Source organism: Segatella copri, assembly GCF_026015295.1.
Lineage (GTDB): Bacteria > Bacteroidota > Bacteroidia > Bacteroidales > Bacteroidaceae > Prevotella > Prevotella copri_C.
Genome location: NZ_JAPDUW010000001.1, coordinates 2394974 through 2407778, shown reverse-complemented (window position 1 = coordinate 2407778; position 12805 = coordinate 2394974). Strand labels below are relative to the sequence as shown.

The 12805-nt window shown below is 39.8% G+C and carries 7 protein-coding genes; 5 read left to right on the top strand and 2 right to left on the bottom strand.

Annotated features, from left to right (window positions below; translation table 11 throughout):
• Nucleotides 1-129: 129 nt before the first annotated feature.
• Both ONT18_RS10200 and ONT18_RS10195 read right to left on the bottom strand, forming a co-directional pair.
• The gene (locus ONT18_RS10200; protein WP_264905364.1) at nucleotides 130-2643 is read right to left on the bottom strand and encodes an outer membrane beta-barrel family protein; all 2514 of its coding nucleotides are present in this window, start codon (nucleotides 2641-2643) and stop codon (nucleotides 130-132) included.
• Between the two features lie 173 nt (nucleotides 2644-2816).
• Nucleotides 2817-5000 (bottom strand): phage integrase SAM-like domain-containing protein, encoded by a 2184-nt coding sequence (locus tag ONT18_RS10195; protein ID WP_437183722.1) that lies wholly within the window; start codon nucleotides 4998-5000, stop codon nucleotides 2817-2819.
• Nucleotides 5001-5420: 420 nt separating this feature from the next.
• On the opposite strand from ONT18_RS10195, the gene ONT18_RS10180 reads away from it, so the two are divergent.
• The 5 genes from ONT18_RS10180 to ONT18_RS10160 are packed head-to-tail and all read left to right on the top strand — an operon-like array spanning nucleotide 5421 to nucleotide 12803.
• Nucleotides 5421-6620, top strand: coding sequence for a hypothetical protein (locus ONT18_RS10180; RefSeq protein WP_264905362.1), 1200 nt, complete (start codon nucleotides 5421-5423; stop codon nucleotides 6618-6620).
• A gap of 12 nt (nucleotides 6621-6632) precedes the next feature.
• On the top strand, nucleotides 6633-7091 hold the full coding sequence (locus ONT18_RS10175; RefSeq protein WP_153119265.1) for a hypothetical protein: 459 nt from the start codon (nucleotides 6633-6635) through the stop codon (nucleotides 7089-7091).
• Nucleotides 7092-7102: 11 nt separating this feature from the next.
• Nucleotides 7103-8506 carry a hypothetical protein gene (locus ONT18_RS10170; protein WP_264905359.1) on the top strand — a complete coding sequence of 468 codons (1404 nt, stop codon included), beginning with the start codon at nucleotides 7103-7105 and terminating at the stop codon, nucleotides 8504-8506.
• Nucleotides 8507-8508: 2 nt separating this feature from the next.
• Entirely contained in the window at nucleotides 8509-11904 is a 3396-nt protein-coding gene (locus ONT18_RS10165) for a cell division protein FtsA (RefSeq protein ID WP_264905357.1), read from the top strand.
• Between the two features lie 2 nt (nucleotides 11905-11906).
• Complete coding sequence (locus ONT18_RS10160; RefSeq protein ID WP_264905355.1) at nucleotides 11907-12803, top strand: hypothetical protein; 897 nt, start codon at nucleotides 11907-11909, stop codon at nucleotides 12801-12803.
• The last annotated feature ends 2 nt before the right edge of the window (nucleotides 12804-12805 follow it).

Below are 12805 nucleotides of genomic sequence, written 5' to 3'. Positions count from 1 at the left end.
CATATTTATTAAATAATGTGCAATACCTAAAAATAATGAAATTTGCAATAGTAATTTGTTATGATTTATAGGGTTTCTCATCTGTCTTGTTGAGAAATCATAACATATCTCAGATTTTCAATATGTTTTTCACAGTTGCTTATTCAGCCGATACTTAAAACTGATGATGAAGTAGCTGCCAATTTGTGAGGTACGGCTTTCCGTCAATCCTGTCGCCGTAACATTGCGATAATAGTTTTTCTTGTCGCTGAGAATATCTGACCAATAGAGCGAAAGCTCGGCTTGCTTCTTTTTGAGGAATCGCCAAGATGCCCCCAAGTTCCAAACCACTTGGTCGTCCTCGCCTTTCTTGATGTTCGTGCCGTTACGGAAAGAGTATGCAGCATCACTCTTGACCATGAAACCAAGAGGAAGCTCTGCATAGGTATTCAGCGAAAAGTTATAGCTTCGGGTATAGTTGGATGTACCCCGGAGTTGGTTGGTGGCATGGCGATAACGCCAATCGCCCTGCAAGTCGAAGCCTCCCCATTTCGGCTGATAACCCAAGCGAAGGTTGGCATTATACGACGTATTGTGGGTGACGCTGCGGTCTGGCTCCTCGCTCTTCCCCTCGTTCACCAAGGCTACACTTTGGCTAAAGTTGGCACCTGTGCGAGCGGAGAGATTGAACCGCTTCTTCCATCGCTTCTGATAACGAAGACTGGCACGCATATTCCAGTTGCCATTCACATTCACAGGATAAGTCTCCGTGCCACCAGTGGCAAGGTTGTAAAAGACGGCTTGCGTCTGACTGTTATAGGTGTTGCTGAAATTAACATCACCCGAAAGCCCGAGGCGAGTGTTCCTTCCCATCAACCGAAAGTTCTGGCTATAAGCCGCTTTGAGCGAAGGATTGCCATGAGTAACGTGTAATGGGTCGCTATTGTCGGTCAGCGAAACCAAACTGCCAAGGTCTGGCTGTCGGCTGCTGCCATCATAATTCAGTTCGAAGCGAGTCTTGCCTTGATGCCATGACACATTCAACTGTGGGTTCCAATTCACGCTCGTCCTCACCGTATCGGCATAGAGCAGCCCAGTCTTCTGGTCAAGACTTCTCCGCTCTGGATGCATCTGCACACCTGTATTCACCTGCCATCGCTTGCCATTATAATTGAAATAAAGGCTGAGTTCGTGGGAATAAGTCCGACTCTGGGTATAGTTGCTCAAACTGTCTTGATATACTTCGCTCTCGTAAGTAATCCTGTCGCTCACCTGTCGGTTGGCAGAATAGCGATAACCGAGTTGCAGGCGCAAGTTCTCAGCCAAGGGTTGCGTCAAGTTGATGCCTACGGAATAGGCACGATTGGTGGAGGGGGAGTGCTGGTATTGGTTGCGATAAAGCACGGAATCGCCACCCAGACTGCTCTCCAACTGATAGTAAGTGGTCTCGGAAAGGGAATGTGACTCGTTGGTACTCTTGCTGTCGGAGTAACTACCCGTGAGGCTGATGCTCGTACCCTTGTCGTTGAACACTCGGGTGATGTCGGCATTGACGGAGAACGAATGGCTGTCGCTCTTCGAATCCGAGTTTCTCGTGATGCTGTTGATACGCTCATCGCCTTCTGAAGAGGTGGATTGCTGGCTGTCGCTGGTGTTGTCGCTCTTCGACTTGCTGAAGTTTCCACCTATATTAAAATAGGTCTTGTCATCCAAGCTCCACCTCATGCCCAACGAACCATTGCCCATCGTGTTGCGATTGGTGCTGGTGGATGCCGAGTTCTGGTAACGGTTGCCTGTGGTGAGATATTGCTCGCTATATAGGGTGCTCTCGTTGCCACTGGCATAATGGTTGTACATCATGTTGCCATAGAGGGTGAATCGCTTGGAGAACTTCTTGGCAAAGTTCATCGCCACGTTGTCCTGTCGGTTGTCGGGATAGCGAGAAGTCATGTATCGGTTGCCACTTCGAGCTATCACGGAGATGTTGTCGCCAGTCTGGCGGAAGAGGTTGGATATTAACTCGGCTTCCTTCTTTTCGTTGTTGCCCCTGCCTATGCCAGCCGAAGTAATCAGCGTGCCGTTGAACTCTCGCTTGGTCTGCAAGTCGAGCACATAGTTTTCGCCGCCCTTGCGCACCTTGGTGATTTTCTCCAGTTCGCTCCGCTTGTCATACACCTTGATTTTGCTCACCAACTTGGCTGGCAGGTTTTCGAGGGCGAGGGTGCTGTTGCCGCCAAAGAAACTCTCACCATTGACATTGATTTCATGGATGGGAAGACCATTATATGTTATCGTCTTGTTCTGCTTTTCGTATTCCAATCCAGGCACTCGCTTCAAGAGTTCTTCGAGGTATGCTCCTTCGGGAGTCTGGAAAGCATTGGCATTGATAACCGTGGTATCGCCCTTCATCTCCACCTCCTTCATGGCAGCAGTAACCACCACTTCGCCGAGGTTGAGCGTCTTAAAGATGGAATCTTCTTTTTGCGTTTCCACAGAGTCGCCATCGCCCTCTGACAAGGCACGATTCTCCCTTACTGTATCACTCGACACAGCATAAGAGAAAGCCCTTCCGTCAGGAGAAAGGGAAGACGATGCCCATACATTTGCTATTGTTGAGAAGTACATGAGCAAAAGCACAGACACATAAGCATATCTTAGCCTCATCTTGGTTTGAATATTCAAAATCGGCTGCAAAGGTACGAAAATCGGTATATATTTGCAATACCTTGAAGTAGGTAAAGTGCCAAAGGGCTTGCCAAGGGAATCCATTAAAGAAAGTGAAAAAATGAGCAAAAATAATTGTATTTCAAAATTTCAATTTATCTTTGCACTTGTAATCAAAGCGTTCTTTGTATATTGCAAAGTTGTGAAAGAAAAAGAATATAGCTCGTTTCTAAATCGTTAGCAGTTACATTCTTCAAAATATTTAACTCGCTGATATTCAATAAATAAAAGATTTTGTTGTGACTTGAGACATGGTAGGTCACATGCTTGCTGATACCTGCCGCACGGCTCCATTCCGGGATGCAGTCGTAGTTCTTACTTGGCAGTGTTGGAAACACATTGTCCTCGTCACTTGCAGATCCACGCTCAGGCATCCAACGAAGGGCTTGTTTGTTGAGAGGAAGATAGAGAGGCTGCTTGGTCTTGTACTGCAATATCTCAACTCGTGTCTTGTCACCCTCGGTGATGATGTTCTTCCACTTCAAACTCTTCACGTCACTGATACGGAGTCCGCAGAAGCATGAAAACAGAAACGCCGCCTTGATATCCTCACGCTTGCAAGGGGTGTCAATCAGTCTCTTCACCTCGTCAACGGTTAGATACTCTCGCTTGGTGCCGCCACCTTTCAGAACATCCATGCGAAGACGCAATACGGGATTGTCGTCCATTATCTCTTCCTCAATAGCCATGTTGAAGGCAGCTTTGAGGCATTTGAGATAGTTCATCACCGTGGATTTGGACGGATGGGTGTGCTTGTAGGTGATATAGTCGTTCAACAAGAACACCATGAAACCATTGCAGTATTCCTTGGTCATCTCTGCGAGTGTCACGTTTGGCGAGTGTTCTCTCACTGCATTCAGCACGCTGTTCACCCAGTTTCGGGCTGATTGCCTTCCTCGCTCCACTTGTGCGTCACGGAATATCTCCAACCAATCCACAAGTCGCATTTTGATTCTCGACTTGTCTTTGAGCCCTGCGATGCCGTTAGTGATGCTCATGATGCGTTGTGCCTTGATGGCATACACCGCTTGCATCGTCTGCTTGTTCTGCTCCTTGGCAGCTGCGTCAACCTCTGGAATGAGATAAAGACGCAGATAGTCGTAGGTGCGGCGACCATTGACATTGATGGATAGATAGACCGACTTGTTGCCGTTGGCAAGTTCCTTGAAGCGGATTCTCACAGGTTCCTTGGTCTTGGAATTTCTCTTGCGCTCAGTCTCGGCAACGGCAATCTCCGTCTTTACCTTTTTGTTGGCAAGATACTCCTTGTATTTGTCCACGTTGGCATCGGGATCTTCCCCATGTGGTTTGTAGCCTCTTCTGCCGACACGCTTTTCAAAGGTTCCGTCCTTCAATGCCTTCATGCGTTCTTTGGCCTTTTTCTCAGCTTCTTTCCAGATTTCCTTGTGTTTCTCCTCGCTGTCATCCTTACGAAGATAAAGACCAACTGACTCATAGGCACGTTCACCCTTACCATAATATATATCAAGGAAGAGAGAACGGTCTCCGTTGCGCATCTTGCGACTACGAACTATCACTGAACTGGTGTATTCCTCAACTTTCTCCACTTGGTTCAGCTCGTCAGAAGGATCTGTGAAAGTCTCTCCATTGACGACCTCTCGCATCTTGCGTTCTTTCAGACGCTCTGCGGTTTCCATGACCAAGGCATTATTCTGCTTGTCAGCCTCGGTAATCTCTGGGTTGATATAGAGCTTCAGAAACTCGTACTTGCGCTCACCATTATAATATATGTCGAAGTAGAGCGACTTGCTGCCGTTGGCAAGGTCCTTGAAACGAAGAGTGACAGCTTCACGCTTGTTGGGTCTGCCTCTATGTTTTTTGATTGTTCCATCTATGGCTCTGTCCTCACCGTCATCGTCAATAAACTTCCATTGGTGTCCTTCTCTGCCAGAAACGGCTCCAACGACTTCGTTTACCTCACTTTCCTTTCCCTTGACACTTTTGCCAGTTTTATCACTGCCGACTTTTTTCTTCTTACTTAAACGTGCGGTCTTCTTGCTTGAAGTTGTTGTAGAAGCAGGATGCTCCAAGGAAGCCTTCACTGTTTCCAACTTCCCCGACAGAATTTCTTGCACTCGTTGGTTCTTGATAGCTTCTGCCTTCTGCAAGGTCTCGGTATTGACAGCCTTAGCCTTGTCATCGTCCTCAGGAAGCAGATAAAGCTTCAAGAACTCATACGACCTCTTTCCACTTTTGTAAGTGTCGAGATAAATCGACTTTGTGCCATTCGCCAAATCCTTATAGCGTATGCGCACAGGTTCATTGTTACTTCTCATGTTACTTTGTTATTTATTCTACTTATTGTCATTTTGCGAGATTTGTTACTCACGGTGCAAAGATACGAAAAATAATTGGATTTGTTACCCAAAACAAGAACCAATTACGAACCATTAACTATGATAAATAATAAAATCAAATGGTAAAGTAACAAACAAATAACAAAATACACACTTTGTTAAATACCTGCTATATGCTGTATATATTAGTATTTACGCACGTTTTATTATCATTTTGAATGTTGCATGAGATTTGACGTTGTATTGGCGTTGTATCAGCGTTGTTCGTTTCGACAGACAGGGCAATGCGAAGGCCTTAATAGCGTGGAACGGGCAACAGACTGGCTCCGCGCTTTTTGTATATGTAACTTACTAATATAAACTTTCCAAAATGGAGCCTTTTGGATAAAAATGATATTTATGCAAAATAAGGCTAAAATTATAATACTTTTAGTTGTATTGTTGATAGTTGTTGTTGCTATAGTAACATGTACGGGAAATAGTAGTATTTTCGTGCAATGGGAACCTGTTGCTATTCAAAAAAGCAATAATTCTGTAAAATTGAAAGTTTACATAGAGAATTCTGGTAGTATGGATGGATATATGAGACAAAAATCAGAGTTCAAAGATGCAGTGAAAAGTTATGTAAATGCTCTTGACTTAAAAGTGGATACAACTGAATTATATTATATCAATACGCAGATTTCTTCATTTAAAGCAGATATAGCTAAATTAGAGGAGGCATTGAATCCTGCGAGTTTTGCAAAATGTGCAGGTAGTAGGAGCAATTCTGATATTGCTGATATGTTAAACAATATTGTAATGCGAACAGAGGATAATAGTGTATCAATGTTTATCTCTGATTGCATATTGGATGTGCCTCAAGGTGATGCGGTTAATTTCTTTGGGGTAAAACAGACTAATGTAACCCGTACTTTTTCTAAAGCATTAAATAAACATCCAAAGTTAGGAGTAGAAATCATAAGATTGTCTTCTACTTATCAAGGTATGTATTATTATGCTAAGGGATGTGAACCTATAGAGTCAAAACGACCTTATTATATTTGGATGATAGGTAATAAAGAATTGTTGGGTAGACTTAATAAGAAGGTTGCTTTGACTACTATACAACATGGTTATGATAATTATGTAGCATTTTCTTCAACAACTAATGTGCCTTTCGATATTGCAACTTCATTAAAGAAACACATGATTAAGGGTAATCTTAATGTCAAAGGTCAGTATGTCTTTGATTTTATGGTTGATATGTCTGAAACTCTTCAAGAAGAAGCTACATTGATGTCCTCTAGGAATTATGTTTCCAGTACTGGTAGAAATGTTAGTGTAAGTGGTGTAGAGAATGTTAAACAGGGGTCTGAATACACTCACATTTTGACATTGGCTATTTCAAAAAATACTAAGCCTTGTTCTGAAACCATTTCTTTTGCACCTCCAGCTATGCCAACTTGGGTAGATGAGGTAAATGATGATAGTGGTAGAGATATTCGTAAAAATATGAATAAAACAACTGGCATCAAATACTTGATAAAGGGAGTAAGTGATGCATACAAGGATAATACAAACTTGGCTACAATCGATTTTAGAATTAAAAACAATTAAAACTTTTATATTATGGGAGAATTCTTTGGCAGTATTTATTGCTGGTTCGAAGATGTGTTCGGACTTGAATTGGCTAATTACCTTTGGGGTAATGTGTCACCAGACCAACAGACAAACATGTATGTGCCTATAGGCTTTACTATGTTGGTTGTTTCGTTGTTGGTTTGTTTGTTGTATTATTATATTATTGACCATCCTAAATTGGCAAAATGGTGGGGCTGGCTGATATTTTTAGGTAGTAATGCTATAGCTAATTTCTTGATAGGATGGCAATGGGTACTTCGCCATTACTATCTTGGTTATATGGTAGGTATAGATTCTTCTACAAAAAAAGACTACGATTTGAATATCTCTTATGGGGATATGCTGTGTTTTGGTTTTGCCAATATGTTGTTGGCAATATTGGTATTTGGTATATTATCTTTATTAATGAAATGGTGGAGTAAGAATTCTTCTAATTCTCCATTCTAATCGATTTTGGTATGGCAAAATTATATATATTTGGTATTGGTGGAACGGGAGCACGAGTGCTCCGTTCCTTGACAATGATGTTGGCTTCAGGTGTACAACTTGGGCAAGACGAGATTGTGCCAATTTTTATTGATCCAGATGAGTCTAATGCAGATTTGTCAAGAACTGTGGATTTAATGAATCTATATTCACGAATTAGACAAGATCTAACATTTGCCTCTTCCAACAATAATAAATTCTTTAGAATTTCTATCAATCAGGAACTTCCTGGCTTTAGATTGCAGATTAAAGATACAGATGATAAGAGCTTCCAGAAGTTTATGGATGTTTCTACGATGAGTAGAGAGAACCAAGCTATGGTGAAGTTGCTCTTTTCGGAAAAGAATCTCAAATCGAAGATGGATGTTGGTTTTAAGGGAAACCCAAATATTGGAAGTGTTGTCCTAAATCAGATAGTCAACTCTGACGATTTTGATACTTTTGCAAATGGTTTCTCGGCTGGAGATAAAATATTTATCATTAGTTCTATTTTTGGAGGTACAGGAGCAAGCGGATTTCCTCTCCTGTTGAAAACTCTGAGAACAGGCAATTCTTTTCCGAATTTTCAGACAATCAATGATGCGGAGATTGGTGCGGTGACAATATTGCCTTACTTCAAACTTAAGCCAAGTGATGAGAGCGAAATAGACTCTTCAACTTTCATATCTAAAACAAAATCAGCTCTGGCTTATTATGAGGACAACATAAGCAAGAATAATCAGATTAATGCTCTTTATTATTTGGGTGATGATGTTCAAAATGTTTATGAAAATTATGAGGGCGGAGTTGAACAGAAGAATGATGCTCATCTAATAGAGTTTTTGGCAGCAACTGCTATTGTTGATTTTAGTAAGAATTCATATCCTACAACGGTAAACAAGGAATTGGGCATAAAAGAAGAAGGTGATGCCGTATCTTTTACTTCTTTCTATGAAGGAATTACTGAAATGGTAAGATGCCCATTGACTCAATTTGTGCTAATGTCAAATTGCTTTAAGCATAGTTGGAATACAATTAGTACAAGTGAATTGGCTGCAAATGGAAAAGTTTCTGGTTTTAATGAGGATTTGTATCGTTCTCAGTTTGTTGGTGGCTTAAAGGATTTTCAAGCTAGATTTTTGGCTTGGCTCACTGAAATGAAAAATAATAAGAGGTCGTTAGACTTATTTAACTTGAATTGTGGGGACAAACCTTTTGATGTTGTGACAAACGTCACTCCTCGTAAAGTTAAAAGCTTGAAATCCAACTACAGTTTGTTTATTGACCGAATCAATGGACAGGTTGGTAAATTAGGAAGTAAGGATGTAAAGGATAAACTTCTTGAGGTTTATTATTTAGCAACAAAACAATTAGCAAAAGAAAAATTTGATTTTTAGTTATGTCAAAGGTTTTTAGATTATATAAAAATGGTGATAATACTTTCACCGATTGGCATGAGAGTGCTTCTTTTCCATACAGTTCAGAGAATCGAGATGGAAAGAATGGTATAGATGATCCAGATGGGGCTTCTTCAAAGAATGAAATTACATCAATCCCTTCTCCATTTGCCCGAATAGATCTGGTAAAGACTGCTTTTGTGCGTGTTTGTCAACCTGATGTGAACACCAAGAAAATTAATCTTGATGGAAATACTATTTTCCATAAGATGGTATCTGATACTCTTGATGTTGGTGAGATATTTTTTAATATAGATAAATATTCTGATAAAATTGAAATTGTAAAATGGGATTCTGTGGCAATGATTTCTTTGTTGGAGAATTCCGATAAGGAAGGTCATCGCTATTTAGCAGATGCGCTGCGAAAGTACATGGTGTCTGATGCTAAGGCTTATAATTTTAATCAATTACAGGACATTTATATTTTGAATTATAAGAATGGCTTGAATGAGTTGGATATTATAGGCGCAACATCGCCAAGAACCATATTCTTCAGTACGGCAAATAAGCTTGAGGATGTGTCCAAAGAGATTAATTTTGGACAGGATAGACCTTTCGATTCAGACTTTCAACCTTTATATAAACGAGACAAGGAATATGTCAAGGCTTGGTTCGTTTTGAGCAAATCTATACCTGGCTTTGCTGGCTTGTTCCCTGAGGTGTATGAATATTTGCAGGCAACATTAAAAATGTTGGATATTGATTTTAGAAATGAGCTAAAGGGCTTGACAAACTCTGATCCTTTGGCTAAGAGTAATATTCAAGTCTCTGTAAATCATCAGACAAATATTGTAGAGGTGTTAGGTTATCCGATACTAAAGAAGTTGAATGAGCCAATAAAAGGCAGCGACTTTGAGATTGTTTCTAAGATTCAGTTGGAGCAGATGCCTTTGGTGCTCCCTGTGGAATCGGGTAATATGTATGCAAATCTTCATTACACTACAGCTTTGTGGGGTAAGGATAATCGTGCTGGTTATTTTGATAAGCAGGATGATTTAAATCTGAGACGTTTGCCAAATGATGGAACCATATATCCTTATTTGACGATTGGTGATTTCTTGGAAGATACAATTATTCAAGTACCTCATAGTTTGAACAAAAAAAGTTTCTTTGATGGAAATTACGATGGAACTCCTAATGTAGAAAAAAGCTACTTGTTGCCATTAAAGAGACGCTTCTTTGAGTTTTTCTCATCTGTAGATTTGCAGAATCCTTTAGTAGATGGTTCTCCTATGATTAAGATGGAGAACATCAATGATATGAGCGTAAAGGTATATTTGCGTATTCCTATAAAGGGTAATAGCAATGTAAAATATGTGGAATATACGAAGTTGTATTATGGAGAAGGCAATGCGGCTAATCCAAGTCGTAACGAGGGGGCAATAGTTGAGGCTGATTTTACAGGCTTCTTAATGCCTAATGTCATGTTTGCAAACCCAAATGAAGCATTGTATAAGATAGGCTGTGTAAGTACATATAGTCGTAAATTTCAATTCTCATTTTATAAAGGTGTGAATAAATTGAGTGTGACTCATGCTTGTAGAAATAAGAATGGAGAGGATTTTTATAAGGCTGTAACTTATACATTGTATAAGGAGAACTTTGATTATATTGTTCTTACGGATGCAAATAATAACCAAGGTGTTCTTGTGCCAATATTTGCCCAGCAAAGAGGTACGGAACAATTTAAGTTTGCGGTTGATTTAGGAACTTCCAACACTCATGTGGAAGTTATGAAAAATGGAGATTTAGAACCACATACATTTGCCTATGACGTAAAAGACAGTCCTATGGTGAAAATGTTTGAAACTTCTCCTAATGCAATTCAAAACTTTTTGCAGGTTCATGAAGAGCTTGAGGAATATGATTTTCTGCCATTTATTCTTGGTGAAGAATCTATGTTTAAGTTTCCAACAAGAACTGTACTCTCTCATGCCAAGGGTGTGGATTGGAACAACGTAATATTGCCTTATGAGTTGGTGAACATTCCATTTGCTTATAATAAGCGTATGTCTAATGCTTACAATGATACTCCAAAAGATAATATAAAATGGGGAAAGGGGCAGGAACAACGTTATATTTCTGTCTTTATTGATTGTTTGATGCTGATGTTGCGCAATAAAGTTGTCATGAATGGTGGTAATTTGCAGCAAACGGATATCACATGGTTTTATCCAATCAGTATGTCCCCAAAGCGAGTAAATTTGATTCGAACAACATGGAACAATGCATATCATAAATATTTTGGAAATGGGACAACTAAGTCTATGACAGAGTCATCGGCTCCTATCCAATATTTCTTCCGTCAAAATGCCACTGCAACCAATTTGGTTAGTATTGATATTGGTGGAGGTACTACGGATATTGCTTTTGCCAAGAATGGAGAATTGCAGAATGTTACATCTTTCAAGTTTGCTTCTAATGACCTATTTGAAAGCTCATTGGATGAAAGCCTTCATAATGGAATTATTGACTATTTCAAGAAAGTGGTGGAAGATAAAATAAAGGATATTGATGAACTGAAGAAGATTTTGGATACCAATACTAAACCTTCGAATATAGCCTCTTTCTTCTTCTCTTTGCCAGAAAATCCTGCTGCTGCAAATTTGGATAGAAGCGTAATTGATTTTGACGTGCTGTTGCGTGATGATGAGAACTTCAAAATAGTCTTTATCATATTCTATACAGCTATAATATACCACATTGCCCAGATATTGAAGTTGAAGAGTATGCCTATGCCACGTCATATCTCGTTTAGTGGAAACGGAAGTAAAATCTTGCGTGTTATCACACCTGAAAATCGATTGTTGGCAAAGTTTACTTGTAAGATATTCCAATTGCTAGGTGTTGATGGTACTGAGGGCAAGTTGGAAATACTCGGCTTAGGAGATGCTGCGTCTTCTCCAAAGCAGGCCACTTGCAAGGGTGCTTTGGTAACTAATCAACCTTTGGATGAAGACAGGGATAAGGTGGTGATTTTGAAGGGCGATGGTACTTCTTTTGTTGGTAATGATGACACTTATGATTCGATAAATGCCAACTATATCAGCAAGACAAAAGAGGCTGTGGAGAAATTCTTTGAGTTTGCTTTAGATAAATTGAATAAAGAGTTTAACTTTGATGAAAATTTTGGTGTAACTCCCGAATCTTTGTCTTTAGCAAAAGATGTTTGCAAAGATGATATTGACACATTCATCAATCGTGGTATGACTTTAGCAAAAGAGGACTCTAATGGTCAAGAACGAATAAGCGAGACTCTGTTCTTCTATCCAATAAAGGGTGTGATGAATGTTCTTTCCGGAGTAATAAACAAAAGTTTAACTAATGAAGATAATTAATAATGAAGAAAATACTATTGATAATAGTTGCAAGTATAACTTTGTGTGCTTGCGATAATGGTAGATTTCAGCCAAATAGTCTGCCAAAGCCATCTGTCGAGAAAACGGACAGTGACTCTGTTGATTCGAAAGATTTGGCAGCTTTACAGCAAATATGCAGAGATATGAAAAATTCAATACGAGACAATAGTTATCGTCTTGAATCAGTAGAGCAATCCTTGAATGAATCCAATAAAGAATTGGAAAGTAAGGTAGACAAACAGTTGGTTTATGTGTTGTTGGCAATAAGTTTGTTGCTTTTGGTGTTGGTTATGGTTTCCTTATGGGAAATTCTTAAATTGCAGAAAAGTAAGGAGAAAATCAAAGATAAATTGATATTCCTTGAAAATGCAATTAATAGACTGAAAGATGAAGGCGCTACTAATAATAGAGCAAGTAGTCGTATAGTATATGATTATCAAGATGATATCGATTATCTGAAAAGACAGATTGTTGCACTGAAAGAGAATGTTAATAAGGAAAACGTAAGTAAGGGAAATCGTACTTATGGACCAGGATCAGAAAGTAAAAAAGCTCCTGCGTCAGTCAATGATGTAAAGAGTGGCTATTTCGGTTTTAACGATGATAGGGGAATCATAGGTAAGGTCTATACATCGGCAACAGAAGAGGCGTTTTTCAAATATTATGCCAAATCAGATAGTTTGGCTGAGTTTGAACCTCTTTCTGTTAAGCGAATAAAGTCTATTTCTTCGATTCGTAAAGCAATAACCATCTTAGAGGGTTCTTTGCAAGAAGCTACAGAACTTAGTGTAGTAAAGCGTGGACAGGCTGTTCAAAGAGAACAACATGGGCAGAAATACTGGCAAGTAATACAACCAGCGGAAGTTAAATTAAAATAGTC